Annotated in this window: 25 protein-coding genes; 15 read left to right on the forward strand and 10 right to left on the reverse strand. The window is 60.1% G+C overall.

Translation table 11 applies throughout. The features are described from left to right. Position 1: 1 nt before the first annotated feature. From JP75_RS18510 to queF, 4 genes are read left to right on the forward strand one after another with little or no spacing between them, the layout of a single operon-like run. Complete coding sequence (locus JP75_RS18510) at positions 2 to 610, forward strand: riboflavin synthase (RefSeq protein ID WP_035085867.1); 609 nt, start codon at positions 2 to 4, stop codon at positions 608 to 610. Next, positions 586 to 1,785, forward strand: a complete 1,200-nt coding sequence (locus JP75_RS18515) for a bifunctional 3,4-dihydroxy-2-butanone-4-phosphate synthase/GTP cyclohydrolase II (protein WP_035085869.1) — start codon at positions 586 to 588, stop codon at positions 1,783 to 1,785. Before JP75_RS18510 ends, JP75_RS18515 begins: the two co-directional genes overlap by 25 nt. A gap of 9 nt (positions 1,786 to 1,794) precedes the next feature. Continuing rightward, positions 1,795 to 2,271 (forward strand): 6,7-dimethyl-8-ribityllumazine synthase, encoded by a 477-nt coding sequence (gene ribH / locus JP75_RS18520; RefSeq protein WP_035085871.1) that lies wholly within the window; start codon positions 1,795 to 1,797, stop codon positions 2,269 to 2,271. Continuing rightward, positions 2,268 to 2,726 (forward strand): preQ(1) synthase, encoded by a 459-nt coding sequence (queF, locus tag JP75_RS18525; RefSeq protein WP_035085873.1) that lies wholly within the window; start codon positions 2,268 to 2,270, stop codon positions 2,724 to 2,726. Before ribH ends, queF begins: the two co-directional genes overlap by 4 nt. 88 nt (positions 2,727 to 2,814) lie before the next feature. Here queF and JP75_RS18530 read toward each other — a convergent pair whose 3' ends face one another. Beyond that, positions 2,815 to 5,193, reverse strand: coding sequence for a S8 family peptidase (locus JP75_RS18530; protein WP_160194724.1), 2,379 nt, complete (start codon positions 5,191 to 5,193; stop codon positions 2,815 to 2,817). 627 nt (positions 5,194 to 5,820) lie between these two features. Further along, positions 5,821 to 7,095: a 5-aminolevulinate synthase gene (hemA, locus tag JP75_RS18540; protein ID WP_051960917.1), complete on the reverse strand. Its 1,275-nt coding sequence runs from the start codon at positions 7,093 to 7,095 to the stop codon at positions 5,821 to 5,823. 350 nt (positions 7,096 to 7,445) lie between these two features. Between hemA and JP75_RS27405 the strand changes: the two genes are divergently transcribed. Beyond that, a complete protein-coding gene (locus tag JP75_RS27405) occupies positions 7,446 to 7,595 on the forward strand; it encodes a hypothetical protein (protein ID WP_425277296.1) in 150 nt (49 codons plus the stop codon). Between the two features lie 389 nt (positions 7,596 to 7,984). Here the strand turns inward: JP75_RS27405 and JP75_RS18550 are convergent, their stop codons facing one another. Together JP75_RS18550 and JP75_RS18555 are read right to left on the reverse strand one after the other, a co-directional pair. Then, positions 7,985 to 9,346, reverse strand: coding sequence for an ATP-binding protein (locus JP75_RS18550; protein ID WP_035085878.1), 1,362 nt, complete (start codon positions 9,344 to 9,346; stop codon positions 7,985 to 7,987). After that, entirely contained in the window at positions 9,346 to 10,080 is a 735-nt protein-coding gene (locus tag JP75_RS18555; protein ID WP_035085879.1) for a response regulator, read from the reverse strand. The genes JP75_RS18550 and JP75_RS18555 overlap by 1 nt, the downstream gene beginning before the upstream one ends. Positions 10,081 to 10,251: 171 nt before the next feature. On the opposite strand from JP75_RS18555, the gene JP75_RS18560 reads away from it, so the two are divergent. Together JP75_RS18560 and JP75_RS18565 are read left to right on the forward strand one after the other, a co-directional pair. Further along, on the forward strand, positions 10,252 to 10,773 hold the full coding sequence (locus JP75_RS18560) for an EF-hand domain-containing protein (protein ID WP_035085880.1): 522 nt from the start codon (positions 10,252 to 10,254) through the stop codon (positions 10,771 to 10,773). A gap of 61 nt (positions 10,774 to 10,834) precedes the next feature. After that, positions 10,835 to 11,338, forward strand: a complete 504-nt coding sequence (locus tag JP75_RS18565; protein WP_035085882.1) for a cytochrome b — start codon at positions 10,835 to 10,837, stop codon at positions 11,336 to 11,338. 88 nt (positions 11,339 to 11,426) lie between these two features. On the opposite strand, the gene JP75_RS18570 is transcribed toward JP75_RS18565, so the two are convergent. Genes JP75_RS18570 through JP75_RS18580 form a run of 3 tightly spaced genes read right to left on the reverse strand, consistent with a single transcriptional unit; the run spans position 11,427 to position 15,317 of the window. Continuing rightward, entirely contained in the window at positions 11,427 to 13,172 is a 1,746-nt protein-coding gene (locus tag JP75_RS18570; protein WP_082093705.1) for a chloride channel protein, read from the reverse strand. Positions 13,173 to 13,196: 24 nt separating this feature from the next. Continuing rightward, complete coding sequence (locus JP75_RS18575) at positions 13,197 to 14,639, reverse strand: bifunctional metallophosphatase/5'-nucleotidase (protein WP_035085884.1); 1,443 nt, start codon at positions 14,637 to 14,639, stop codon at positions 13,197 to 13,199. A gap of 24 nt (positions 14,640 to 14,663) precedes the next feature. Then, positions 14,664 to 15,317 carry a L,D-transpeptidase gene (locus JP75_RS18580; protein ID WP_035085976.1) on the reverse strand — a complete coding sequence of 218 codons (654 nt, stop codon included), beginning with the start codon at positions 15,315 to 15,317 and terminating at the stop codon, positions 14,664 to 14,666. A gap of 153 nt (positions 15,318 to 15,470) precedes the next feature. On the opposite strand from JP75_RS18580, the gene JP75_RS18585 reads away from it, so the two are divergent. The 4 genes from JP75_RS18585 to JP75_RS18600 are packed head-to-tail and all read left to right on the forward strand — an operon-like array spanning position 15,471 to position 19,037. Next, the gene (locus tag JP75_RS18585; protein WP_035085885.1) at positions 15,471 to 16,103 is read left to right on the forward strand and encodes a peroxiredoxin; all 633 of its coding nucleotides are present in this window, start codon (positions 15,471 to 15,473) and stop codon (positions 16,101 to 16,103) included. Then, positions 16,100 to 16,984, forward strand: a complete 885-nt coding sequence (locus JP75_RS18590; protein WP_035085887.1) for an MBL fold metallo-hydrolase — start codon at positions 16,100 to 16,102, stop codon at positions 16,982 to 16,984. The genes JP75_RS18585 and JP75_RS18590 overlap by 4 nt, the downstream gene beginning before the upstream one ends. A 2-nt stretch (positions 16,985 to 16,986) precedes the next feature. Further along, entirely contained in the window at positions 16,987 to 17,328 is a 342-nt protein-coding gene (locus tag JP75_RS18595; RefSeq protein WP_051960920.1) for an ArsR/SmtB family transcription factor, read from the forward strand. A 20-nt stretch (positions 17,329 to 17,348) separates the two neighbouring features. Continuing rightward, positions 17,349 to 19,037: a bifunctional protein tyrosine phosphatase family protein/NAD(P)/FAD-dependent oxidoreductase gene (locus tag JP75_RS18600; RefSeq protein ID WP_035085889.1), complete on the forward strand. Its 1,689-nt coding sequence runs from the start codon at positions 17,349 to 17,351 to the stop codon at positions 19,035 to 19,037. A gap of 19 nt (positions 19,038 to 19,056) precedes the next feature. Here JP75_RS18600 and JP75_RS18605 read toward each other — a convergent pair whose 3' ends face one another. Together JP75_RS18605 and JP75_RS18610 are read right to left on the reverse strand one after the other, a co-directional pair. Further along, positions 19,057 to 19,680: a class I SAM-dependent methyltransferase gene (locus tag JP75_RS18605; protein WP_035085890.1), complete on the reverse strand. Its 624-nt coding sequence runs from the start codon at positions 19,678 to 19,680 to the stop codon at positions 19,057 to 19,059. A 33-nt stretch (positions 19,681 to 19,713) separates the two neighbouring features. Next, complete coding sequence (locus JP75_RS18610) at positions 19,714 to 20,355, reverse strand: DsbA family protein (protein ID WP_035085892.1); 642 nt, start codon at positions 20,353 to 20,355, stop codon at positions 19,714 to 19,716. Between the two features lie 106 nt (positions 20,356 to 20,461). On the opposite strand from JP75_RS18610, the gene JP75_RS18615 reads away from it, so the two are divergent. Genes JP75_RS18615 through JP75_RS18630 form a run of 4 tightly spaced genes read left to right on the forward strand, consistent with a single transcriptional unit; the run spans position 20,462 to position 25,094 of the window. Further along, positions 20,462 to 21,121 carry a response regulator gene (locus JP75_RS18615; protein WP_035085894.1) on the forward strand — a complete coding sequence of 220 codons (660 nt, stop codon included), beginning with the start codon at positions 20,462 to 20,464 and terminating at the stop codon, positions 21,119 to 21,121. Then, positions 21,121 to 22,464, forward strand: a complete 1,344-nt coding sequence (locus tag JP75_RS18620; protein ID WP_035085896.1) for an ATP-binding protein — start codon at positions 21,121 to 21,123, stop codon at positions 22,462 to 22,464. The genes JP75_RS18615 and JP75_RS18620 overlap by 1 nt, the downstream gene beginning before the upstream one ends. 57 nt (positions 22,465 to 22,521) lie before the next feature. Further along, on the forward strand, positions 22,522 to 24,294 hold the full coding sequence (dsbD, locus tag JP75_RS18625) for a protein-disulfide reductase DsbD (protein WP_051960921.1): 1,773 nt from the start codon (positions 22,522 to 22,524) through the stop codon (positions 24,292 to 24,294). Further along, on the forward strand, positions 24,291 to 25,094 hold the full coding sequence (locus tag JP75_RS18630; protein WP_035085898.1) for a TlpA disulfide reductase family protein: 804 nt from the start codon (positions 24,291 to 24,293) through the stop codon (positions 25,092 to 25,094). The genes dsbD and JP75_RS18630 overlap by 4 nt, the downstream gene beginning before the upstream one ends. A gap of 32 nt (positions 25,095 to 25,126) precedes the next feature. On the opposite strand, the gene JP75_RS18635 is transcribed toward JP75_RS18630, so the two are convergent. Next, entirely contained in the window at positions 25,127 to 25,810 is a 684-nt protein-coding gene (locus tag JP75_RS18635) for a L,D-transpeptidase (protein WP_035085899.1), read from the reverse strand. Positions 25,811 to 25,859 lie beyond the last annotated feature (49 nt).

Genomic DNA, 25,859 nt, shown 5'->3' on the forward strand with positions numbered 1-25,859 from the left:
CATGTTTTCCGGCATTATTGAACGATTGGCGCCCGTGACCGGCGTCAGCCAAGAGGGACGAACCCGCGTCCTGGTTCTGCAATCGGGTTGGGATGACCTTTCTCTTGGCGAGAGTGTCGCGATCAACGGGGTTTGCCTGACGGTCACCCATCTCGAAGCGGGTGCAGCCACATTCTTCGTCAGTCCCGAAACCACATCCCGCTCCAGCCTGGGTCGGGTCGCAGAAGGCGACCGGGTCAATCTCGAACGCTCCGTGCGCCTCGAGACCCGGCTATCGGGCCACCTTGTCCAGGGCCATGTCGACGGGACGGCCCGGCTGGTCACAGTGACACCTGAAGAAGGAACCTTTCGGCTGGAATTGGCGCTGCCTGCCGCGCTGGCCCGCTACTGCGTGGAGAAGGGCTCGATTGCGCTCGACGGCATCAGCCTGACCATCAACAGCGTCAGTCCTGCCACCGATGGTTCGACCATCATCGGCATCACCATCATTCCCCACACCTGGGAACATACCAACCTGCACGCCGCCCGCCCGGGCGACGAGATCAATGTCGAGGTCGACGTGATTGCGAAATATGTGGAGCGCCTATGCCAGCCCTATCCCAAGCCTTAGACCGACTGCGTTTCGGCGGCATGGTAATCCTCGTCGATGACGAGGACCGCGAAAACGAAGGTGACCTGGTCGTCGCTGCCGAATTTGCCACGCCCGAGGCCGTTAATTTCATGGCGACCCATGGGCGCGGTCTCATCTGTCTGGCTTTGACCGGGCAACAGGTGGACCGGCTGCAATTGCCTGCCATGACCACTTCCAACAGAGCTCGTCGATCGACTGCGTTCACGGTTTCGATCGAGGCGCGAGATGGCATTACCACCGGCATTTCTGCTTATGATCGATCCCGGACGATAATGGCCGCCACGAACCCCGGGGCTGAAGCTGCGGACGTGGTGTCGCCAGGGCACGTCTTTCCGCTTCGGGCGGCCGATGGCGGCGTTCTTGTCAGGAACGGTCATACCGAAGGGGCTATCGACTTAATGCGCCTCGCCGGACTTCAGCCCGCAGCCGCTATCTGTGAAGTCATGCGCGATGACGGTGAGATGGCCAGGCGCCCCGATCTGGAGCTTTTCGCGGCTCAACACGACTTGCCCATCCTGTCCATCAGCGATCTCGTTGCATATCGCTGCAAGACCGAGGTGCTGGTCGAGCAAGTGGCTTCGGCCGATTTGCCATCGGCTTTTTCCGGCGACGCGATGCGGGTTCATGCATTTCGTAGTCTGCTGGACGGCACCGAGCACCTGGCAATGGTCAAGGGGCCCATGACGGGAACGCCGCTGGTGCGGGTTCACTCGGAATGCCTGACGGGGGATGCTCTGGGCTCGCTGCGCTGTGATTGCGGCGCGCAACTGCAGGAGTCGTTGCGCATGATCGGCGAGTCCGGCGGCGTCCTGATCTATTTGCGAGGCCAGGAAGGCCGCGGCATTGGACTTGCCAACAAGATTCGCGCTTACGCCCTGCAGGACAAAGGCCGCGATACCGTCGAGGCCAATACCGATCTCGGTTTTGCGGCCGATGCCCGCGATTACGCGATCGCCGCCCAGATCCTTCGGGCACTCGGTGTCGTCACCATCACCCTGTTGACCAACAATCCGCAAAAGGCCGAGACGCTTCGGGCAAACGGCATTGACGTGCGCGAGCAGCAATCTCTGATCATCGCCCCCAATCCGTTCAACCTCCGCTACCTGCAAACCAAGCGCGAGAAGTTGGGCCACACCCTCACCCATCAAAACTGAAAGCTGGATATGACCGATACCAATGCTTCTCCTGAACTTCGGATCGCCATCGTGGTAAGCCGCTTCAATGAGGATGTCACGAATGGGCTAGTCTCTGGCGCCCGTGCCAGCCTTGTCGATAGCGGCATCAACCTGTCGGATCGTGACATCTATTCCGCGCCCGGCGCCTTCGAAATTCCCCTGATTGCGCAGACCCTCGCCAGGACCGGCAAATATGACGGCGTGATCTGCCTGGGTTGCGTCATCAAGGGGGATACCGCCCATTTCGAATATATCAGCCAGGCGGCCAGTACCGGTTTGATGGCCGCCTCGTTGGCGACGGGTGTGCCGCTGACCTTCGGTATCCTGACGACTTATACCGACGAACAGGCAATCGTGCGCAGCCGTGACGATGCCCATAACAAGGGCCGCGAGGCCACTCTTGCCTGCCTCGAGGCAATTCAGACCCTTGCCGCCGTTAACCAGCAATCAGAGGGCACGAAGTGATCAACCTGCCAGACGATCTTCAGCTCGGCACTTCCAGCACCATACCTGCCACGCCCGAGGCTGCGCGCCTCGATCGCGTACCAAACCCCCAAGCGGATACCCAGTATTTGACGCGCTTCACCGCGCCCGAGTTTACGTCCCTCTGCCCGGTTACGGGACAGCCGGACTTTGCCCACATCGTTATCGACTTCGTTCCCAATCAATGGCTGGTCGAATCCAAGTCGCTCAAGCTCTATCTCACATCGTTCCGCAACCATGGAGCGTTTCACGAGGATTGCACCGTGGCGATTGGGCGTCGGGTCGCGGAGCTGATTGAACCGCACTGGTTGCGGATCGGCGGGTACTGGTACCCACGCGGCGGAATGCCAATTGATGTTTTCTGGCAGTATGGAACCCTACCGCCCAATGTATGGGTGCCCGAGCAAGGCGTTCCAACCTATCGCGGGCGGGGCTAAGAGACCCGAGGCCGGACCTTCTCGCCGAGCGACAAGTTGGCGAGATGGTCCAGCAATGCTTGAGCTGAAAGCTGGCTCAAGCACTGGCCTAGAACAACTGACGAAAGCCAACGGCCGCACCGGCGGCGGACGCGCCCTGTATATGGCCGGCATCAAGCCGGTATTGCAGGCCGACCTTCAGATGACCCGCTTGCAGGGGAACCTCGTAATCGATGCCAAGGTCCAGCTCCCTGGTGTTAGGAGCAAGGTCGGCACTGGACTGCCGATGCTCAATCGTTCCGTTGGCATTACGAGCGACGGGCAGCTGAAGCCCCATCGTCCCGTTCTCAATCCGCAAGGGCTGAGCGATGGAAAAGCCGAGCTGGTCATTGTCGCCAAGAACATTGTTCATTCTCGCTCCAATCTCAAAGCCAGAAAATTGGACGTCAGACAGCGATCTCACGAGACCAGATGTGGCGCCGGTCTGCTTGGCGACGCCATACTCGAGTCGGCCAAACACCTCAAAACCTGGCGCAACCATCTGGTCAATTCCCAGATGTGCCGTACCGGACGCACTACCGCTCCCCAATCCGAACGTCGCGTTTTGCCCTAGGCCCAACAGGCTACCCTGCTCACCAAGATAGCTGACGCCAAGACTGACCCGGCTGGCCTCACCGCCCCAAGCAACATTGATGCCTGTACCGGCAACTCCATTGTTGTGGCCCGCCGCGCCCTGTCCGGCAAAACCCATCGCGGTAATTGACAGCGGGCCCGCCTGCTGTGTTGACGCTACGACAATGGCGTCATGCGCGGTCGACAGCACCGAAGCGCGAGCATTAAAGGCGGTCGGCCCGGCCGTGTCGAACAACCCTGCTGCGCTGTTTACGAGCGATATCGTTCCCGTGCTGTCCGAGGCAGAAGGAAGGACACTTCGGACCTCTCGGTAGGACGGCAGCACGCCCCACGCCGGTCCCTGTACGGACGACAGCAGATCGGGGAGCATCGACGGGCGGGGCGCGGTCACGAGTGCCGACCCTTGAACCGCAAACCCCCGGTTGAGGCTGTCGAAGACGGCAATATCGGTGGTGCTCAGGGCCGAGGTCAGGCCATCGCCAAATGCTGCGGGCGTCAGGAGCACGCTTTCGGCAAGGCTGGTCCGATCGCTCGTGACCACATTGTCGCCAGTGAGGACTGCAACCGTGCCGATCGGGCTCAGGGCAGCGGCGATGTCGAGAACGCCGTGCCCCCATTCGCCCGAATAGGCATGCGTCACGCCATTGCCAAAATCGACACTGCCCGCGACCGGCACCCCCAAGGTCGAGAACCAACTGTTATCGGCGCTCGCAAGCAGGCGCTTGGCCCATTCGTCCGCGGTGAGGTCTGGAAAGGCCTCGGCCAGGAGAGCCACGGCGCCAGCAATCTGGGGCGCAACATAGGACGTGCCCGTACCTGCCGAGTAACTGGTATCCGACGTCGCATTGGCCGCAGTGGTGGTACCGTCTCCGGCAATGCAGAAGCGGGCAGCCAGACCGCAAGGAGCCGATAGCCTGATGGCCCTGCTGATGTCGCCGGTCGGGTTGACTTCGAAATACCCGTTGGCGGCAGCGATCCAGGCGCCCTGCAGACGAGTGTCAAAGTAGGGCAAGGTGGCCATCACATCGCCTGAGGCCATGGTCTCATCGTTCGACAGTGCCCAGACAACCACGCCGCCATTCTCGAAGGTGTTGAGGGCATCGAGATAGGCCTGCCACCTGCTAGTGCCGTAGTTGGCAATAACGGTATTCAGCCCCTGGGCCACGCTCTGGTTAGGATTGGCTGCAAGATGGGCCTGGAGTGTAGAGGCGGCGACGTTGAACCCCCACGAATTGTTCTGTGCAACGGCGCCGAGCGTGGCGGCATTGAGGGTGCCGAGGGTAACGTTGGTGATGTCAAGTGTGCTGGCTCCGCTAGAATTGAGCGCGGTGAGGTGGAGGTTGGCGCCGGGGGCCACGCCATGCATGCCCATGCCTTCCCTCACGCCGGCAATCAGGGATGCCACATGCGTGCCGTGGTCAGCTACCGGCAAGGTCCCCGTCTGGTGGATGGTCTTCCCTGCAAACTCTTGATGGGTCACCCGGAACCCCGTGTCTACCACAGCCACCAATTTGTTGACGCCCGTGAGCCCCGAGGACAGCGCCGTATGCAAATTGTGTAGCTCAAAGGCCCGGGACTGGTTTGTCGCCAACGGGCCAGAGGCGGCGCAACCGACATAGATGCAGTTGGCGTCCGCGTTGCGGAATTCCGCGGATGCCAGAATCTGTGCTGCCCGCACTGGATCAAAAGTTACGCCACGAGAAGCCCAGGTCGCGGGAGGTGGTGCTGGCGGCGTCGGGGCCGGCATACCGATCGGCGTCTGACTGGGGGGGCCGTCACCGCCTGAACAGCCGGCCATTACTGTTGCGAGCACGAACGCGAGCGCCAAGAAGCGCGATTCGGAAAAATGAAACATTCGCACCAAGCGATCCATTCAGAGTAGAGTGTGCCCCAGGACGCTACGGCTGGCTGGCTTTAACACAGCGAAGGGGCGACCTATAATCACAAGTGCTTAGTATTCGTGGTTTGGGTCTCGTGTCGGTGCGACCGAAAGTTGAGGGTAGGCAGGGAAAACGCTGCGGATCAAGCTCCGCATGCAAAAGAAATTATGCCTGATCCAGATTTGGGGTTATCGCGGTCCAAGCCAGGCAGATTGTGGCTCTGATTCATGCCATTGTCAGGGCAGGTACCGCCGCCAAATCGGAGCTTCACCCCATGCCCGAAATCTCCGCCGCGCCGACGGCTGCGTTCCATTTTTTGTTGGATCGGCAGGCACTATCCCGGCTTTGGCACGAAGTCGGCCAGATATCGAACCGACGTTCCCGCTGAGGGATTAGCCGATCTCGCCGAGTGTTTAGCCTCTGCTTCAAACACTACCTCAGCGTTCATACCCACCTCGCTTGCAATCTGGGCCAGAAGCATGGCTGCCAGCGTCGCTTCGCAATGCGTCGTGTAAGGACCGTGCGTTTGGGTCTGATGGATCACCTGCCAGCCACACGCCAACGGCGAGACGAGAAACCTGTCACGGACCATCGAGACCCCCTTAGCCGCCGGCGATCGCAAGCGGGACGGCCCCTACCTCGCGCGTTGCAATGCGGTCCGGCAGAATCTGGCGACGCAATTCCAAAGCGTCCCACACTTGGATCAAGGCATGGCAGAGGGCGGCTACCATAGCATCATCATGAAGTGGCGAGGGCGTTATACGAAGCCGTTCGGCGCCCTTAGGGACCGTCGGGTAATTGATCGGTTGAATGTAGATACCGTGCTTTTCGAGCAGCATATCGCTCGCTGCCTTGCAGAGCCGAGCGTCGCCGACCATCAGAGGCACAATATGGGTGCTGGTGGGCATCACTGGGAGCCCGGCATGGATAAGAGCAATTTTAGTCAGTTGCACTTGTCGCTGGTGTTGGGTGCGCTCTACCGCTGAAGCTTTCAGATGCTCGATCGAGGTCCGTGCCGCAGCGCAAAGCGCGGGTGGCAGGGCGGTGGTGAAGATGAATTCGGGCGCATACGAGCGCACCGCATCAATGAGGGCGCCATTGCCTGTAATGTAGCCACCCATGACGCCGAAGCCCTTGGCAAGGGTACCCTCCACGATATCAATGCGTTCCATCTGCCCATCGCGCTCGGCGATGCCAGCGCCGCGAGGACCGTACATTCCGACCGCGTGGACTTCGTCGATGTAGGTGAGGGCGCCGAACTCTTCGGCCAGATCGCAAATGGCCGCAATCGGCGCCACGTCGCCATCCATCGAGTAGACAGACTCGAAACAGATGAGCTTGGGGCGAGTGCGATCTGTCCGCTGCAGAAGCTCTCGCAGATGCCCAAGGTTGTTATGCCGAAAAATCTGCTTCTGTGCGCCCGATTGGCGCACGCCCTGTATCATTGAGGCATGATTGAGCTGATCGGAGAAAATGATGCAGTCGGGCAGAAGGCGCGCAATGGTCGAAATGGCTGCTTCATTGGAGACAAAGCCTGAGGTGAATACCAGCGCGGCTTCCTTGCGGTGCAAGTCGGCAAGCGAACGCTCAAGCTCGACCAGCGGACGATTGGTCCCCGAGATATTGCGAGTGCCACCGGCGCCGACGCCCAGCCGCCCAGCCGCTTCCTGCATGGACGAGATAACCTTTTCGTTCTGGCCCATCCCCAGATAGTCGTTGGAGCACCAGATGGTGATCTCCCGAGCATTGTCAGCGGCATCCCGATAGATGGCGCGCGGGAAGCGTCCGGCAATGCGTTCCAGATCGGCAAAGACCCGGTATCGCCTTTCTTGCCGCAATGTGTCGACGGCGTCTTGGAAAATTGCTCGATAATCCACTTGCCTCTCCCCCTGACCTCGAGTTGCCCCCGTGGATTCAACTCGGCAAACCAATCTAACCCACGGCACCAAGCCAGGGTATCGACCAAGGTCCACCTAAGGTGGTGCTCATAGTCCATTGTTGTGCCCCTGCACGTGATTTGGCCGACCGACCCGCTGACCAGTGGCTGCTAGCCGGAATCCTCTATCTGATGCCGGACTTGGCCTCGCAATTGTCCATCGCCGGCGGTCGCTAGTGGGTCTACCCAGCTCCGAAGCTTCGCTGCAACGGGCCGATTGGCCCTGGCTGGCTTTCCCTGACAACGGCATCCTCGGGGTCACTACTGCTCAACCTCGAGGGTCTCGCCACCATGGTGATCGCCTGGCTGGTTTTCTGGGAGAACGCCAACCGGAAGCTGATCCTTGGCGCAGGATCCATTTTGGCCGGCGCGATCCTGCTGTCTTGGACCTTCGAGGGTTGCACGACGATTACCACCAGCACGCCCACGACGGCCCGGTGACCCAGCCGCACTCCCACTGGCACCGCCACGGGCCGTTCCGACACAGTCGGAGCACTATCGGGACCCCACCACCAGCACAGCCACAGCCGACTTGGGTCAGGTTGCCTCGACCGGCCGGCCCGCCGCTCGCCACTCGGGCAGCCCGTCGCGAAATCGCCCAACCCTAGGCAGTTACCGGGTATTGCGAGTACCGCGCTGGACGACGATCTCCGCGCGGATTCGCATAATATGCGGTATGGGACCAAAATTTTACAGCTACTGAGCTGCGCCTGCCCCCAGGTCAACTCCACGGGCAAAGTTCACCAGGAACCGTCGGTAGTCAATAATGTCAAGGGTCCGGGAATTTTCATTAGTTCTCTTCACTAGACTGGGTTGCAAGGCAGCCCGTGTCAGACTGCTACCTCTGGATGCCTAGGTAACCTTACCCTGGCGCGCAGGCCGCCCTCCGGGTTAGGAGCTAGGCTAACATCGCCGCCATGAGCACGGAGAATCGCACGGGCGATCGGCAGTCCAAGGCCAATCCCTCCGGTGTCCCGCGACCGCGAGCCTTCCAGCCGTGTGAAGGGATCGAAGACGCGGTCGAGATCCTTGGGCGGAATGCCGGGGCCATAGTCGTCGATAAGAATTTCCGCGTCACGGCCTTTATCCTCAACCGTCACCCGAGCGCCCTCGCCATAGCGTTGTGCATTCTCGAGGAGATTTCGGAGGGCACGACGCATTGGCGTCAGTCGAACAAAGGCGATCACCGACTGCTCCGCATCCACCATGATCCTGGGGCCTGTCTCGGACAACTCTCGCGCGAGGGCGCGCACAAGTTCGGCGAGGTCCATCTCCTCCATCGGCTGATCCGTTGAGATGCCGCGCGCGAAGGCCAGCGTCGTCTCGACCATGTCCTGCATCTCGTCGAGGGAGGCGATCATCCGCTCGCGGGTCTCGTCGTCATCCACCATTTCGGCGCGCACCTTGAGGGCCGTGATCGGCGAGCGAAGGTCGTGGCCGAGCGCTGTCAGCATCCGGGTCCGATCGGTGATCATTCGGGTGAGCCGGGCATTCATCCGCGCCAACGCATCGGAGAGCACGCGCACCTCCTGTGGGCCTCCCGCAGGCATGCTCGGCATCTCGCCATCCAATTCCACCTGGTCCGCTGCGGCGGCTAGTTGGCTCAGCGGAGTCGTGATCCGTCGCAAGCCCAGCCAGAGTGCCGCCATAATGAGCGCCAGCGACAAGAGAGTGGCGCCGACGATTGCAGGCGGCGCCTGGAGGTTGGGCGGCTGGAACCTAGCGGTGACGTTGAGCCAGTCGTTGTCGCCGAGCGGGGCCGATATCCGGAACTCGACAGGAGCGCCCCCGGAAACAAGCATCCGTTCATGAAGCCAGTCGAGCACCGCCGGAGGCTCGATCAGCGCTCCATCATGGGGAGATACCAAGACCTCCTCCGCGCGCAGGTCGAGCGCGGCTGTCGTCAGATGCCAAGGCTCACCAACCTCGACCAACGGCGCCCGGTCCAGGCTGAACCGCACCAAGCGGGAATTCGCGGCGGCAAGGATGCTCTCGCGGCTGCCCTCTGGCGCTCCCTCGAGCACGCTGGCAACTGCGACGGCGCGTTCCACGGTCTCGAGGCGCTGGGCGGCTCTTATCGCGGCGCCACGCTCGTCCGCGAAGAGCCACGCGCTGATCACCTGCGCCGCCAGGAACGCGCCCATGATCAGAAGCGCCAATTGCCCCAACAAACTGCGGGGAAGGAGGCGCATCACGTCACCTCGCGCACATCGGCGGCAAGGCTGTACCCACCCGCGCGGACCGTCGCGATGATCTGCGGGTGCGACGGGTCCGTTTCGATCTTCCGGCGCAGGCGGCTGACTTGATTGTCGATGGTTCGGTCGAACACATCGGCGGCACGTCCGCTGGTGACGTCGAGCAACTGGTCGCGCGACAGCACGAAGCGCGGCCGTTCGAGAAAAGCCGTGAGAAGCTTGAACTCCGCCGTGGTCAGCGAGACCTCCGCCCGGCCATCCCCGCAACTAAGCACCCGGGTGTCGGTGTCGAGGATCCAGCCTGCGAAGGCCAGCTTCCGCCCGCCGAGCCGGCCCGCGAGCGGTTCGGGGCGCTCCGAACGACGCAGGATCGCTTTCACGCGCGCCAGAAGCTCGCGTGGATTAAACGGCTTCACGAGGTAGTCGTCAGCGCCGACCTCAAGCCCGACAATCCGGTCCGTATCATCGCTGAGGGCGCTCAGCATCAGAACCGGCGGCCCACCCGAGGAGGCGAGGCGCCGTGCCGCCGAAAGTCCGTCCTCACCGGGCATCATCACGTCCAGCACGATCAAGTCGAAGCGGCCTGACTTGAGATGCGCGTCCATCTCCTTGGTGTCCTTGGCGGCGGTAGCCCGCATTCCGTTCTTCTCAAGATAGCGCGTCACGGCATCGCGGATCTCGCGATGATCGTCGACGACAAGAATATGCGGGTTTCGGGTCTGATCGTTCATGCGATCTTCATAGCGTGATTTCTTCTTTCCCTAGCCATCATTTGGGTCGTGATCTGTCGCAGGCGCGGGTTTTGCGACAGACCGTTACAATTTGCCCGCCTCCTGGCACAGGCCCGCGACAGGCCGCGCCCATCTTCTCCTCACCGAAACAACATCCCAAGAGGTGACAAGATGAAACGCAAGACAATGCTGACCCTGAGTGCTGCCGCCACCATCGCGATCATTGGCACGATCGCCGCCCCCGCAATTGCTGAGAGCTGGGGGCCCGCGCAGATGATGCAACGAATGCACGGCTCCGAAGGGGGCTTCATGCAAGGCAACCGCGGCGCAGGGCCGATGATGATGCAGGATGAGCACGGTCCAATGGGCATGGGCGACCTAGCCGATAACCCTGTCTACACGTCCTTCGATTCCGACGGTAACGGCACGGTGACAACAGCAGAGTTGGAAGCCGGCCTTGCCGCGCTTCATGCCGAGCACGACGCTGACGACAACGGCGCGCTATCTTCTGATGAGTTTTCGGCCCTCTTTGCGGACGTCACCGGCAGCATGGCTGGGCGCCCCTTCGCAATGCTCGACGCCGACGGTGACGGTCAAATCAGCGCCGACGAAATGGCATTTCCGGCACAGATGATGGCCCGCATGCCGGCGCGGCACGGATCCGCGCCGGACGCTGGTACCGAACAACAGTGACAAGCGCTAGCGGCTGGCGCCCCGTCTGCGCCAGCCAACCAAGTGCGAGAGGACCTGATCCATGTCCGTCCAACAAAACGTTCCGCAAGGATACTCCGCTACCCAGATCGCTCTGCACTGGGCCGTCGCGGTACTGATCGCCGCGCAATTCCTCTTTAAGGACGCCATCTCAAACGCGTGGGACGCGATCGGCGCGGGAAAGACCTTCGCCTTCGATCCACTGATCCTCGCCCATGTGGGTGGCGGTGGCCTGATCCTTGCACTGGTCGTCTGGCGACTGGTCTTGCGCCTCAAGCGCGGCGTCCCCGCACCGCCCGAAAACGAACCCGGCGCGCTCAAGACCCTCAGCCATGTGGCGCATTGGGCCTTCTACGCGGTCTTAGCCGCAATGACCGTCACTGGGTCGCTCGCCTGGTTCGGCTATGTGACTCAGGCCGCGCAGGCTCACAACACTCTCAAAATTGCCCTCCTGGCGCTCGTCGGGCTGCATGTGCTGGCGGTGCCGTTCCACCGCGTAGTCCTGAAGAACAACGTGATGCGGCGGATGATCCGGCCTGCCGAATAGTGCCGAGATCATGCGGGCCGGTCGTACCGTTAAACGTCGAGAGCTTCGCCCAACGAGAAGCCCTCAACGACGCGGGAACCAAGGGGTGCTAACTCGTTAAATCTTTCCAGCCCTGGTCGAGAGCCGCAGAGTAGCGCCTGAGCAAGTAGGCCTCGGTCAAAAGGCCTATGACCTTTCTGCTGGTAATGTTTTCCACGACAGCAAGCTCTTCACTGCCTTCCCGCTCAAACATGGCAGCCGCATCACTGGCGTTGATGCCCGCTAGCAGGAAGCGGTCCTTATGCCGCAATAGGGGTTCGATCGTTTCCAGCGGCTCCTCGCCTTCCCAAGGCTGATACGCTTCTGCGACAAGAACGATACCCTCATAAGCGCCACTGCTGTCCATCGCCACCACGCGTTCCGTCGATCCCAGCGGAAAACGCTGGCGAAACTCCGACAATGACGTTTCCTTCTCTATGGTCGTTATGTCCCGGCGCATAATTGCGCCGACCGTGAGGCTGCGAATTCGACCTATATCATAGGGCGCACGAATGCTCTCGCCACGTAGATGTAAGCGCCAGGTCGAGAATGAGAAGCCAAACATTTCCCGGACCAAGACGCCAGAAATCGCAGACGCCACCATTACGGCACCAGAGATTGCAAGATCGTTGGTCGTTTCCAGGATCAGGAAAGTCAGGGTGAGGGGGCCGCCAACCACCCCGGTGGCCACTGCCGCCATTCCGACTACGGCCGCCAATCCCACATCCACCTGCATACCAATAAGGGATGCGCCCATTGCGCTGATCTTCCCGATCAACGCGCCCAAAAATAGCGACGCGAAAAACAGGCCGCCGCGAAAGCCGGCGCCCAGAGATATGGCTGATGCCATCGACTTCAAGACCAGGAGACCGACGAGCGCGAAGAGCCCAAAGGACTGACTGAATTGAAGATGTAGAGCACCGTGACCAGAGGAGAGCACTTGTGGCGTAATCAGGCCCAATCCGCCAACAGCAAGTCCCCCTATTGCCGGCCTTAGCCAGATCGGCAATCTGCTTGCCACAAGGGCGCGTTCCACCAGACCCACGAAACGCATCAGCATCACGGCAAAGCTTCCGCCGATGAGACCTAAGGCAACGAACGCTACGATATCGTATGGGCCGACGGCTGCGATGGCCCCCAGTTCAATATGGGTCTGGACGGCACCGAGCTGCACTGCCAGCAGGTTTCCGGCCAAGGCGGCTCCGACCACCGGGGCGAGAAGACCAATGGAGTATATCCCAACGATGAGTTCGAATGCATAAAAGGCGCCTGTTAGCGGTGCGCCGAATGCGGCGGCGATGGCACCAGCGGCACCGCAGCCGACCAGCATACGCACCTCGTTCCGACGCAGACGAAATCTTGTAGCGAGCCAGGAACCAGCAGCGCTTGCCAACTGGGTATATCCGGCCTCGAGTCCCACGGACGCGCCGAAACTGCTCGAAATCACTGTCTGCGACGTGATGACTGCACTCTCCCGCATAGACATTCGGCCACCGTGCAGAGCGTTGGCCTCGATGGGATCGACCGGTTGGCGCTTCCTGTACTTGCGATTGAGCACAATGGTGGCTCCCATTAGTATCCCGCCTACAGCGGGAACCGTAGCCAACAGCGGGTGCCCCAACGCGGCCTGTTCGCTCAGCCGTGCCCCAGCTCCAAGTCCGAACAGGGCGTGATGTAGAACTTGGGTTAGATTACTGACGCCTGTAACGACCAGCCCGCCGAGTGCGCCGACAACCGAACCCAGCACGAACAAAAGCGTGCTCCGCAGGTGGCCGAAACGCCCCGCGAGTTTGGGTAGCCGGAAGAAGCCGAACATAGCAATATCGTTCCATTGGGAGCGTCAAACGGCGACGAAGCGGCCGGTTCCAGCAATGTCGTTTAGCACGCCTTTGCGAAGATAGGAGGCCATGGCATCGATTGCCGATATCTCCAGATTGGCACGGTCAACGCCAAATTTGGCTGGCACTCCCTGCTCGGTGACGTAGGCGACCCGGTATCGCTTTTTTGCATCGAGCACCTCCTGACCGGCATGGATATCTACCACGCGATGTCCTGGCGGGTTTTCGATGCGCCCAAATACCGTGAGGCCCCGGAAGCGTTTCACATAGCCGCCCATCTGGCCGAAGGGATCAGCGGAAAACGTGCGCTCGAGATTGTCTTCGACCATCTCCCATATTTCCACGCCGGTCAGTTCCACGGTCGAAACTGCAGGATTGGTGGGAATAATGTTCCACAAGTCGTTTTGGGATATTGGGCCGGGCGGAATGGGCGCGCCGTAGCGCCAGCCGTTAGAGAAGCCGATTGCGGTTCCGGCCACGTCACAGATCGCAGCCAAGAGAAAGTCATCCATCGGTGCGTCCATGCTAGTCGCCCGGTGCAAGGGCTTGGCGGTTGAGCCGACGATCTCGCTCAGCATTGCCCGATGCGGCGCCATCGCGCGCTCCACGAGCTCCGCAATGTCGGCCTGCTCCGGTATCGTGTCGTCAATCGGGATGAGCTGGTGCTTGACCAAGTCGATGCGCCCATCATCAAGGCTCACGGTCATCTTACCGATGAAAGATCCGTGGCAGCCCGATTGCATGATCAGAGTCTGACCAATCCGGGCGGGATGGGACAGCCGGTTGTGCGTATGGCCGCTGACGATGATGTCGATCCCAGCGACCGACTCCGCCAGCAAGCAATCCTGGGGGAAACCTTGATGCGACAGGACAACGATGATGTCGGCTTCATCTGTCTTGGCCTGCTCGATCGCAGAATGCAGCTCACTTAATCCAGACGTAAACTGCAGGCCGCCGGCAAAGCGTGGTGGCATGGACTTATCGATTATGGTGGCAGCGAGGCCGATTACAGCCACGCGTATCCCTCCGCGCTCAAAAATCATCTGAGCTGAGAAAGGTCGTTCGCCCGTGGAGGGGTCAATGCAATTCGCGGCGAGCATAGGGTAGTTTAGCTGTGACGTAAGGGACTTCAGATGCCCGGGGCCCCACGCGAAATCCCAATGTGCTGTCATGGCGTCGATTCCCAACGCATTGAGCATTGGGATCAGCGCCTCACCCCTTGAATGCACTGCAGGAAATGTGCCGTGAAACGTATCGCCGTTGTCGAGGAAGACGAGGGCGCCCGCAGTCTCCCCCCGTAAACCGGCCACGACGCTTGCAATCCGGGCAAGTCCACCCATTGTCGGAAACTGTGGGCCACCGGGCGACCAGATGATCTCGGCATGTGGTTCAAGATAGCCGTGCAGATCATTCATCTGGACAATAGTCAGGAGACGCTTGCCCATGTCTTTTGTCTCCCTTCTCGCCCTTTAAAGCACTACGACGTTGGCGCCCTGCGGCACACGGCCGTAGAGGTCGATCACATCTTGATTCATCAGGCGGATGCAACCCGACGAGACGGCAGTACCGATCGTCTCGGGCTGCGTGGTGCCGTGAATGCGGAAAAGAGTATCTTTGCCATCCTTGAACAAATAGAGGGCGCGCGGGCCCAATGGGTTCTCCGCGCCGCCTTCCATGCCGCCTGACCACTGGGCGTAACGCTCTGGTTCTCGCTTGATCATGTCCTGCGTGGGTGTCCAGCGCGGCCATTCCCGCTTCAGGGCAATGTTGGCGGTGCCCTTGAACTCAAGGCCCTCCTTGCCTACACCCACGCCGTATCGAAGGGCCTTGCCGTCTTCCTGTACCAAGTAGAGGAAACGGCTAGTTGTATCGACCACTACGGTACCGGGCGGCTCGCTCGTCGGAAAATCTACTATCTGCCGCAGATATTGAGGATCCACCTTCGCGACGTCGATCGGAGCCACTGGAAATTTCTCGTTGAGCGGTGCGGCATACCGCATGGCATCGGCGGAGTTGATCAACGGTGCCGCAGTTTGCTGGATTGGCGCGGTCGTTGCACAGGCGGCCAGTAGCGAAGCAGTCGCAGCGACAAGAGCAAAGTCTCGAATGCGAAGAAGATTCATTTTTTGTGACCGCAGAGTTGAAGAGTTTGACCGCATCGGCAGGGCCCACCTTAAGGCAGGCTTAAACGTCGGCACCTCCTTCAAGGTTTCCTCGGCTTGACATCATATTATATTAGATTATGCTAATTTATGGAATAAGAAAAAGGGTGATCCATGAATCAGGAATTGAGGTCGGCTTCCATACGGATCGGAAGCACAGCTCCAAAGTTCGAAGCTCGCTCCACGATGGGCGTACGGAGGCTGTCAGATTATCGAGGGCGATGGCTTGTGCTGTTTTCCCATCCAGCCGATTTCACGCCTGTCTGCACCTCGGAAATCCTGGCTTTTGCCCGGCTCCACGGCGAGTTTCTGGCACTGAACTGTGAACTTCTTGGACTCTCAGTGGATAGCTTGTTCGCCCACATGGGATGGATCGGCGCCATGGAAGGTACATTCGGCGTCACGATACCATTTCCTTTGTTGGAAGATCCCTCCATGGCCATCGCCAGGGCTTATGGCATGCTGGACCCAGATGCAGCCGACAGCGCCACTGTGCGCATGACCCTGGTCATCGATCCTGACGGGATAGTCCGGATGACCTCGACCTATCCTATGACGACCGGCCGCAGCGTGCATGAGGTGCTGCGGACGGTCCAGGCCCTGCAGGTCACCGATGCACACAACGTCTATACGCCCGAGGGTTGGTCCATTGGAGACCGGGTGATTGATGCGGATCTGATGCTAGGGACGGGCGCCGGATCACCGGATTGGTTTTTCCGCACGAGCGCACTCGGAGACAAGTCATGAGCAGTAAACCTGTCGTCAAAGGGTTCTTCGACTCACGGACCTCTTCGATCCAGTATGTGGTTCACTGCCCGCAGACCAAGCAGTGTGCCATCATCGACCCGGTGCTCGATTTTGACGAGAAGTCCGGTGCGACCGCGACCCGGCATGCCGATGCCATCCTGGCCTATATTGGTGAGGCCGGCCTTTCGGTGCAGTGGATATTGGACACCCATCCGCATGCCGACCATTTCTCCGCCGCACGGTATCTAAAGTCCAAGACGGCGGCGCCAACTGCGATCGGCGAACGTGTGGTGGACGTTCAGAAGCTTTGGAAAGGTATCTATAACTGGCCTGACCTTGCCGAAGACGGGAGCCAGTGGGACCGCCTGTTCAAGGACGGGGAGTCCTTCAAACTCGGCAATATTGACGCCAGCATCATGTTCTCGCCAGGCCACACAATGGCCTCGATAACCTACGTGATCGGCGACGCCGCATTTGTGCACGATACACTGTTCATGCCGGATAGCGGAACAGCCAGAGCGGACTTTCCCGGCGGCAGCGCGTCGCGTCTGTATCGCTCCATAATGGCGATCCTGGCACTTCCTGGTGAGACACGGGTGTTTACGGGCCACGACTATCAGCCTGATGGCAGGGAACCGCTGTGGGAGTCCACGGTTGCCGAGCAGAAGGCCACCAATACCCACATGTCGACCTGCCGCAACGAGGCAGAGTTCGTCGCGGTGCGCGAAGCGCGCGATCGTAGCCTGCCAATGCCAAAATTGATCCTGCATGCGCTGCAGATCAACATCAACGGTGGGCAATTGCCACCACCCGAGGCAAACGGCAAACGCTACCTCAAATTCCCGCTCGACGCGCTGGCCGGCGCCTCGTGGGGAGATTGATCGTGCTAGCCGAGGATCTGCTGCGGCTGTTGGGAAGCACGAACCGGCTCCGCATTGTCGAGCGGCTTGTGGCCGGCGAATGCTCGGTCAAGACGCTGGAGGCAGAACTTGCAATCCGGCAACCGACGCTGTCCCAGCAACTGGGTGAATTGCGCAAAGCCGGGCTGGTGATCGATCGCCGCGAAGCACAGTCGGTCCATTATTCCATGGCGCCAGATCACATCGAGCAGGTGCAGCGCGTTTTGAGCGCCTTGAACAGCGCTGACGCGCAACGATCGCATAAACCGAAATCGGAAACGCGGCCCGTCCATGCCGCACAATTTGGCCGGGTCCTTTCGGACTGAACGGTCACAGGAGGAGTCTCATGGAAACCAAGAAAATATCAGACGCACTGAGCGTCGGACCACAGCTGTATCTGACGGACCTGGCCGAAGTGGCGAAGGCGGGTTTTAAATCCATTCTCGTCAATCGACCCGATGGCGAGGGAGACGACCAACCTACATTTGCCGAGGTCGAAGCGGATGCGCGCGGCTACGGGTTGGAGGCCCGTTATGTGCCCGTCGTCCCCGGGAAGGTCGCCGATGCCGATGTCGAGGCCTTCGCGGCCGCGGTTGAGGAACTGCCCAAGCCGATCTTCGGCTTCTGCCGAACCGGAACCCGAACGACAACTCTGTGGGCGCTCTCCCAGGCCGGAAGCAGGCCGCTAACTGAAATTCTGGGAACAGCGAAGGCTGCAGGGTACGACCTCTCCGGCGTCGCTTTGCGCATTGCCAATGGGGGACAGGTCAAGACCGATGCCCCAACCGAAAAGCACCAGATCGTCGTGGTTGGTGGTGGTGCCGCCGGCCTGGCCGCTGCCGCGAGCCTATTGGCAAGGGCCAGCGATCTGGACATCGTCGTTATCGATCCTGCCGACATGCATTACTATCAGCCCGGCTGGACACTTGTGGGAGCGGGCGTTTTTACGCCGGAGCAGACCCGCAAGCGGCTCGCCGACCATGTTCCGCATGGTGCCAAACTGATCAAGGCCGCGGTCGTTGCGTTTGATCCAGCCAACAACGCGGTCATTCTCGAGGGTTGCCGCGTTGTCCACTACGAGCGCCTGATCGTGGCGCCCGGGCTCAAGGTCGACTGGGGGGCAATTGAAGGCTTGCCCGAAACACTGGGCAAAAACGGCGTGACCTCCAACTACCGCTATGACTTGGCATCCTACACCTACGATCTCGTCAAGTCGCTCAATGGAGGCACGGCCCTTTTCACCCAGCCAACTATGCCGATCAAATGTGCCGGCGCGCCGCAGAAGGCGATGTACCTGTCCTGCGACATTTGGAAGGAAAGGGGCACCCTGGGCAAAACGAAGGTCGAGTTCCTGAACGCGGGTCCCGGTCTCTTCGGCGTGGCGGACTATGTTCCTCCGCTCATGGAGTATGTGAAGGAATATGGGATCAACCTGTCGTTCGGGCACAACCTGTTCAAGATCGACGGCCCGAAAAAGATTGCTTGGTTCAAAAAGACCGACAAGGACGGAACCGTCGAGATCGTCGAGCGCAAGTTCGATATGATCCATGTGGTGCCGCCTCAGGCACCACCGGATTTCATCAGGGTCAGCCCGCTGGCGGGCGAGACCGGATGGGTGAGCGTCGATCAGGCGACCCTCCGGCACACCAAGTTCGACAACGTCTACTCATTGGGTGACGTAATGAACGCCCCCAATGCCAAGACGGCAGCGGCTGCCCGCAAACAAGCGCCGGTGGTAGCAGAGAACCTGCTCGCCGATATGGGCCGCTCGTCGAGCCAGGACCGTGCCATTTATGACGGCTACGGATCCTGCCCGCTGACGGTGGAGCGGGGTAAGATCATTCTGGCCGAATTCGGCTATGGTGGAAAGCGTATTCCCAGCTTCCCGAAATGGCTCATCAACGATCTGAAGCCATCGCGCCTGGCCTGGTTTCTCAAGGAGAGGCTGCTGCCGCCGATCTATTGGCAGGCCATGCTCAAAGGGCGTGAACCGATGGCCAAGCCCAAGCATGAAAAGATCGCTTCAGCGGAATGATCGACTGCGATGGCGCGGGTTACGCCCGCGCCAACTCAAGCGGCTTGGTCGCCACCAGATCGATCAATGCAGACATGCCGTGGTGTCCCGTGCCTTCCGCAATCTCGGCATCGTAGCTTAGGAGGCTGGTGATGGTGAGCGTTTGGAAGGCCTTTTCCAGCAACGCTTCGGTGTAAAGGTTCTCCTCGGTCCTGGGCCCGCCGGTGCCAAATGCCAGTTGCTCGGGCCGATAGCCGTGCAGCAGCAAGGTTCCGCCCGGACGCAAGGCCTTGATCATGCCGGCGAAAATTGCGTCGCGCAGAGCAGGACCCGCAAACTGGATGAATATGCCGACCACGATATCGAAGTGCTCATCGGGCCAGTCGTATTCTGCCAGATCCACCACTTCGGTGGTGATCGAAACGCCGCGGCTTTTGGCGAGTGCCTGCGCCTTGCCCAAGCCAATCGCCGACGCATCGATGGAGTGGACAGCCAGCCCCTGCTCCGCCAGCCAAACGCCGTTGCGGCCCTCACCATCGGCGACGGCGAGAGCCGAGCTACGTTCTTTCACGATTTCAGCGTGGCGGCGCAGGAAATCGCTCGGTTCTTCTCCGAACAAATATTCAGCCCGGTCGTAGCGCTCATCCCAGTCAGTGCGTGTCATTCGCGCGTATCCCGCTCCTATCCGTTTGCCCAATCAGACGCCGAGCTCCTGGCGGGCTGCAGCCACGACTTCGCGAAAACCTGCCAAGTCGAGCGCTGAGCCGACGAAGAACGGGCCGACGAGATAGGAAGGTGTTCCCGTCAAACCGATTTCGTCAGCTATCTTGGTGTTGGCACGCAACTGGTCAAGCAACGCAGGCCCTTTAGCTGCAATGGTAGCATCGACCTTGACCATATCAACATCAGACGCTTCAAGAGCCTCACGCATCCCTTGTTCGGTAATGCCTCGACCGGGAATGGCCATAAGCGCATCATGGGCTGCGAGGTACTGCCCGTTTTCGTGTGCTGCGAGTGCAGCCTGACCACCATAGACCGATGCCTCGGTCAGGATGGGCCAATCCTTAAATACCACACGAAGTTTGTCGTCGGTCGCCATCAACTCCTTGAGATATGGAGCACTCTGCTTGCAGAAAGGGCAATTGTAATCAAGAAATCCAACCATGGTTAGGTTGGCATCCGCCGGGCCGAAAACCGGCGTCCCAGGCGTTGCAAAAATTGCTTCAAGGTCGAGAGGTCCGTCCTGCGCAGATGCAACACTTGGTTTTCCAAGCCAGAGTGCCAGTGGGGCCATCATGGCAAGTTTGGTCACGGCACGGCGCGAGAGTTGCTTTTGCATGGGCATTTTCCTTTTCGTCGGCCTCCAAAGCATTCTCGACGCCTTAAGCCAGCCTTAAGTGCGGTCGCATGGTCGTGTTAAGAAACGTCAAATCCTGGAGCCGGTGATGCGTATTCTCGTGGTTGAAGACGATGACATCCTGCGAGACGGCCTCGAGGTCGGACTGCGCATTGCAGGGTTCTCGGCGGAAACGGTCGCGTCGCTTGCTGATGCACGTGCGGGACTCGCCGCTGGCCGCTTTGACGTAATCGTGCTCGATCTGATGCTGCCGGACGGGTCGGGCCTGGACCTGCTCGATGAAATCAGGCGCTCCGGATCGGACGATCCAGTCTTGCTTCTCACGGCCAGGGACAAGGTCGAGGATCGTATCGCCGGACTTGATCACGGGGCAGACGACTACCTCGTCAAACCCTTCGATCTCGACGAGCTAGCGGCTCGCCTACGGGCGCTTGTTCGTCGGGTTAACGGCCGAGCACAGGCCTATTTGGTCTGGGACCACATCCAGATCGTGCCTGCGACCATGGAGTTATCGGTGTCGGGGACGCCCGTGTCTGTGTCACGCCGGGAATTCGCGGTGCTGCAATCCCTCATGGAATCGCCAACGGTTATCCAATCCAAGAGGGCCCTCGAGGAGAAGCTCTACGGTTGGCAGGAAGAGATCGAAAGCAATGCCATCGAGGTGCATATCCATCACCTGCGTCAAAAAGTGGGACGTGACGCGATCGAAACTGTTCGCGGCTTGGGTTATCGCATGAGGAAAGCCTGATGACCCTGTCGATACGAGCGCGCCTCTTTGCCATCCTGATGGTCGCGACCAGCGTCGTGTGGCTATCCGCCGTCGCCTGGATCTATTTCAGCACGACGAGGGAAGTGGAGCGCGTGCTCGACGCTCGGCTCAGCGAGGCGGCACGAATGGTCTCCTCCCTGGTATCAAGCAGAGAAATCACCGTTGCCGACGCGGCCGACAGCATCGCCTCGCTTTCTCCGGCACCGTCTCACGTCCCCTATGACCGGCAGCTGTCCTGCCAACTTTGGTCCTTTGACGGGGATTTGGTTGGTCGATCAGACGGGGCTCCGACGTCCGCCCTGTCCGAACACAACGATGGCTTCGCCGAAACGATCATCGACGGCGAGCGTTGGCGGGTTTTTGCCATTGAGAATGCCGAGGTCGGCGTGCGGGTATTGGTGGGCGACAGTCTGGCATTGCGTGACCGGCTGGTGGGAGATGTCATCAAGGGGTTGCTGATCCCCGCCGCACTGATCCTGCCACTTATGGCGGCCATGATCCTGGTGAGTGTCAACCGCGGTCTCCGGCCCGTGGACGCAGTTGCAGCTGAGCTGACCGCCAGGGGCGCTAACGCACTTGAACCTATATCGGGTGAAGCCCCTCAAGAGATCAGGCCGATGTTGTCGGCGCTGAACGACTTGCTGGAACGTGTGCGCTCGGCACGTGAACGTGAGCGCAATTTCACGGCGTTCGCTGCCCATGAATTGCGTACCCCCCTCACAGGCTTGCGAACGCAAGCCCAGATCGCATCACGAACGGACGACCCGGTGATTCAACGCAAAGCGTTGGACAAGATCGTCGCGGGTGTCGATCGGACCGCGCGTATGGTTCGCCAACTCCTTTCCATGTCGACAGTCGATGCCACGAACAAGGATGCGCGACCGGAGCCACTGGACGCCGAAGCGGCCATCCGTTCGCTCGTTGCAAGCCTTGTGCTGCCATCGGGGGTGGAGATCGAAGGCATACACACACTGGCAGCTGCTCCCATTGCGGTCTCTCCCGCTGCCTTCGACTTGATGATGCGCAATCTCCTGGAAAACGCCATTGCGCATTCTCCTGCAAATGGCGTCGTCCGGATAGTTGTCCAGGTGGTCGGCCACGGTCTGGAGATTAAGGTGTCAGACGATGGTCCAGGCATGGATGAGGATGAACTCAAGCATGCCACCGAGCGGTTCTTTCGTGGAAAGAACCACACGGAAATCGGCAGCGGCCTTGGCCTTTCCATCGTGGAATCCGCGGCCCTCCAGGCTGGCGGCAGCCTCACGCTCGCCAACAGGCTCCCACATGGCCTTGTGGTGACGCTCGTTCTGCCGCGGGCATAAGTCTCCCTTAAGTTGGGGGCAACAAACGACGGATAGTTCCTTCCGCCGGAGACCCCTATGTCGGTATTTCAAAAACTTGCTGCCATCGCCCTGATGGCCCTCTTTGTTCTGGCGGGTCCTGTCGGCGCCCAGCAAGCCCAGCCACTCCCGGTGGAAGAGGCTTTCAAGGTTTCGCTTATGGCATCAGGATCCGGTGTAGAGGTGGTGCTCAATGTTGCCCCCGGATATTATCTTTATCGTGACCAAATTTCGTTGGCCGATGCAGAAGGCCAGGCTGTTGCGCTGCAACTTCCTTCCGGCGTCACAAAGGATGACCCTACTTTTGGGCGCACCGAAATTTTCCATGACCGTCTGAGTTTCCCCTTGCCGGAAGCCACCGCGGGAAAATTCATACTGGCCTACCAAGGCTGCAAGGACGGCAGCATCTGCTATCCACCCGTTCGCCGGTCGCTTGATGCTGATGCCGTTGCAGTTGGGTCGGTTGAGGGACCGTCCTTCCTCACAGAATCCTCCGAAGCACTCGGCGCTGCGACGCCCATCCGCGTTGCAACAGAGACCGGTGGCTCGCTCCTGACCGATCTGATGGGCCGCGGCGGGGCCCTGATGGTCATCGGTGCATTCCTTGCTTTCGGCGTTGCGTTGGCCTTTACCCCATGCGTTTTTCCTATGTATCCAATCCTGGCGGGTACATTGACCCAGGCAGGGCAACGCCTATCGATGCCCAAGGCATTCGGTATCTCACTGGTCTATGTCCTCGGCATGGCCACAGCGTTTGGGATGTTGGGCCTGGTCGCCGCCTGGTCAGGTCAAAATCTGCAGATGGTTTTGCAATCGCCATGGGCGATCGGTGGCGTAGTTGTGTTGTTCATCACGTTGGCGATCTCGATGTTCGGCGCGTTCGAGCTTCAGCTTCCCAGTGCATGGATGACAACAATCAGCCGAGTGGGCGGACGCAATGGTGCCGCCGGAGCCGCGATGATGGGTTTTCTCTCTGCTCTCATAGTGGGGCCCTGTGTCACGGCCCCTTTGGCAGCGGCGTTGCTCTACATTGCGCAGACCGGCGACGCGACACTGGGGGCGGCGGCCCTATTCGCCCTTGGTATCGGCAAGGGCATTCCGCTGATTGTTTTCGGCACTGTGGGTGGCCGTGTCATGCCACGCGCTGGGTCCTGGATGGTACGGGTCAAGCACGCTTTCGGTTTTGTCTTTCTGGGCGGTGCCATCTGGATGTCAGAACGGCTGCTGCCAGCACAATTGACCACCGGGGCATGGTCGCTTTTGGCGGCAACCGTTGCGATCTACTTCATTGTAGTCGCCTTGGGCAGCAACGGTGTTCGACGCCTGGTACCGACCGCATTGGGTGTTGCCGGCCTGGGCCTTGCAGGGTTTACGGCAATGGCTGCTATTGGTGGCCAAAATCCCGCTGACATGTTGACGGGACGACAGTCTTCTCTGTCTGGCAAGGAAATGGTTTCGGAAACAGTTTCGGGAATCGATGCCCTAACTGTCGCGCTCGAGGCCAGTGATGGTCAGGGGCGTCTGGTCTATCTGACCGCAGATTGGTGCATCTCTTGCGCGGTACTCGATCGTGAGATTTGGACCAACCCCACAGCGTTGGCGGGACTGAATGAAACGAGACTGATCAAACTAGATGTGACGAAGAACACCGCTGAAGACCGGGCAATGCTGAGTCAGCTTAAGGCGTTTGGACCACCTACTCTTCTTTTTGTAGATGGCAGCGGGGCTGAGGTGGAAGCAACTCGACTCGTCGGGGAATTTGATATCGATGCGTTTCGTACCCAGGCGCAACGTGCCGGCTTCCTGCCATGAGTGCCGTATCAATCGGGCCGTTGCTGTTCGCCACCGAGCGCTTCGCCGCCATCCTTGGCATCGGCGCTTTCTTTCTGGCGCTGCCTATCCTGGCGCGACTGTTTAAAAGCGATGCTGCTCGATACGGGTTTGGTGCGGTAGTTGCTGGTCTCCTGGCAGCCCGGCTGGGACACGTACTCCTCAACTGGCAGACATTCATCATCGAACCGCTTCGGGTGTTTTTTGTCTGGCAAGGCGGTTTTGAGCTGTTTGCAGGTCTTGCCGGGCTCATACTTTACGGCGCATTGCGCGTAAAACGCTGGAGCGGCGCAGCGACACTGACTGGGTCTACGGCTGTCGGTTTTGGCATTTGGGGGATGGTCCTGCTTCTGACCCGCTACAGTGTCGGCGTGCCCCTTCCCGAACAGCCGCTTATGCATCAAGTCACGGGCGAAGCAATTGCGTTGTCGAGTTTCGCGGGCAAACCCATGGTGATCAACCTATGGGCCAGCTGGTGCCCGCCTTGCGTACGCGAGCTGCCCTTATTGAGCGAAGTGGCCGCACAAACACCCGAGGTCACCTTCGCGTTCGTCAATCAGGGCGACCCTGTACAAACGATCGCCGAATTCTTGAGGCAGCAGGATATCGTGTTGGACGTTTCCGTGGTCGACGAGACCTGGCAGACATCGACGCATTACGGAGCGAAAGGCCTCCCAACTACGCTCTTCATCGACGCGCAGGGCCGTGTCGTTGACACTGTGGTCGGCGAGGTTTCCCCTGAAAGCCTCGCTGCACATTTGGACCTGATAGTGCCGGACTGAGAGCAGCCCCGCCCTCGGGCGGGGCTGCAGGGTCACACCACAAGGATCGGCGAGCCATCGCGGACAGCGTTCGCGAGATGGATGACGTCCTGATGCAGGAGCCTGACGCACCCCGAAGAAACGGCCTGACCGATTGATGCTTCGTCGCCCGAGCTGTGCACACGGTACAGGGTGTCTTTGTTACCCTGGTGGATGTAGAGGGCACGTGCGCCGAGGGCGTTCTCTATCCCGGGCGGCTGGCCCTCCCGATAGATCTCCAATTCAGGTTGACGCATGATCATGGACTCTGGCGGAGTCCAGACCGGCCATTCACGCTTGTAAGCGATATGCGCCCGGCCGGCCCACTCGAAACCGGCGCGGCCAATACCTGCGCCATAGCGGGTCGCCATTCCGTCATCATGCACATGATAGAGCAGGCGGTCGGCGGTATGGACCACGACGGAGCCTGGTTTTTCCCCGGTGGGATCGGGTACCCGCTGTCGCCAATATTTAGGATCCACCGCGGCGATATCGGCTGCGGGGATCGGGAATTTTTCCTCCGGCATTGCTCGATACATATAGGCCACATCGGGCGGTACGATGGGGCGAATGGGTTCGGCTGCGACCGCGAGACGTTGCGGGGTGGTCGTCGTGCAGCCAGCGGCCAGCAATGCAAGACTTGTGCCGCCCAACATCACAAAAGCGCGGCGAGAGGGATTGAAAGGTGTTTCGGACATGAATGCTCCAACATTGAGGTTGGAGACGAATTCAAGAGTAACCTTAGGA

This window comes from Devosia riboflavina (genome assembly GCF_000743575.1).
GTDB classification, from domain to species: Bacteria; Pseudomonadota; Alphaproteobacteria; order Rhizobiales; family Devosiaceae; genus Devosia; species Devosia riboflavina.

What these genes read in the sequence shown, in the direction of transcription:
- JP75_RS18605 (WP_035085890.1), bottom strand. Translation starts at nt 19,680, where the DNA reads ATGACACGCACTGACTGGGATGAGCGCTACGACCGGGCTGAATATTTG.
- JP75_RS18510 (WP_035085867.1), top strand. Translation starts at nt 2, where the DNA reads ATGTTTTCCGGCATTATTGAACGATTGGCGCCCGTGACCGGCGTCAGC.
- JP75_RS18580 (WP_035085976.1), bottom strand. Translation starts at nt 15,317, where the DNA reads ATGAATCTTCTTCGCATTCGAGACTTTGCTCTTGTCGCTGCGACTGCT.
- JP75_RS18600 (WP_035085889.1), top strand. Translation starts at nt 17,349, where the DNA reads ATGGAAACCAAGAAAATATCAGACGCACTGAGCGTCGGACCACAGCTG.
- dsbD (WP_051960921.1), top strand. Translation starts at nt 22,522, where the DNA reads ATGTCGGTATTTCAAAAACTTGCTGCCATCGCCCTGATGGCCCTCTTT.
- JP75_RS18630 (WP_035085898.1), top strand. Translation starts at nt 24,291, where the DNA reads ATGAGTGCCGTATCAATCGGGCCGTTGCTGTTCGCCACCGAGCGCTTC.
- JP75_RS18610 (WP_035085892.1), bottom strand. Translation starts at nt 20,355, where the DNA reads ATGCAAAAGCAACTCTCGCGCCGTGCCGTGACCAAACTTGCCATGATG.
- JP75_RS18515 (WP_035085869.1), top strand. Translation starts at nt 586, where the DNA reads ATGCCAGCCCTATCCCAAGCCTTAGACCGACTGCGTTTCGGCGGCATG.
- JP75_RS18615 (WP_035085894.1), top strand. Translation starts at nt 20,462, where the DNA reads ATGCGTATTCTCGTGGTTGAAGACGATGACATCCTGCGAGACGGCCTC.
- JP75_RS18530 (WP_160194724.1), bottom strand. Translation starts at nt 5,193, where the DNA reads ATGTTTCATTTTTCCGAATCGCGCTTCTTGGCGCTCGCGTTCGTGCTC.
- ribH (WP_035085871.1), top strand. Translation starts at nt 1,795, where the DNA reads ATGACCGATACCAATGCTTCTCCTGAACTTCGGATCGCCATCGTGGTA.
- JP75_RS18550 (WP_035085878.1), bottom strand. Translation starts at nt 9,346, where the DNA reads ATGCGCCTCCTTCCCCGCAGTTTGTTGGGGCAATTGGCGCTTCTGATC.
- JP75_RS18565 (WP_035085882.1), top strand. Translation starts at nt 10,835, where the DNA reads ATGTCCGTCCAACAAAACGTTCCGCAAGGATACTCCGCTACCCAGATC.
- JP75_RS18585 (WP_035085885.1), top strand. Translation starts at nt 15,471, where the DNA reads ATGAATCAGGAATTGAGGTCGGCTTCCATACGGATCGGAAGCACAGCT.
- JP75_RS27405 (WP_425277296.1), top strand. Translation starts at nt 7,446, where the DNA reads ATGGTGATCGCCTGGCTGGTTTTCTGGGAGAACGCCAACCGGAAGCTG.
- JP75_RS18635 (WP_035085899.1), bottom strand. Translation starts at nt 25,810, where the DNA reads ATGTCCGAAACACCTTTCAATCCCTCTCGCCGCGCTTTTGTGATGTTG.
- JP75_RS18555 (WP_035085879.1), bottom strand. Translation starts at nt 10,080, where the DNA reads ATGAACGATCAGACCCGAAACCCGCATATTCTTGTCGTCGACGATCAT.
- JP75_RS18620 (WP_035085896.1), top strand. Translation starts at nt 21,121, where the DNA reads ATGACCCTGTCGATACGAGCGCGCCTCTTTGCCATCCTGATGGTCGCG.
- JP75_RS18575 (WP_035085884.1), bottom strand. Translation starts at nt 14,639, where the DNA reads ATGGGCAAGCGTCTCCTGACTATTGTCCAGATGAATGATCTGCACGGC.
- JP75_RS18590 (WP_035085887.1), top strand. Translation starts at nt 16,100, where the DNA reads ATGAGCAGTAAACCTGTCGTCAAAGGGTTCTTCGACTCACGGACCTCT.
- JP75_RS18560 (WP_035085880.1), top strand. Translation starts at nt 10,252, where the DNA reads ATGAAACGCAAGACAATGCTGACCCTGAGTGCTGCCGCCACCATCGCG.
- JP75_RS18570 (WP_082093705.1), bottom strand. Translation starts at nt 13,172, where the DNA reads ATGTTCGGCTTCTTCCGGCTACCCAAACTCGCGGGGCGTTTCGGCCAC.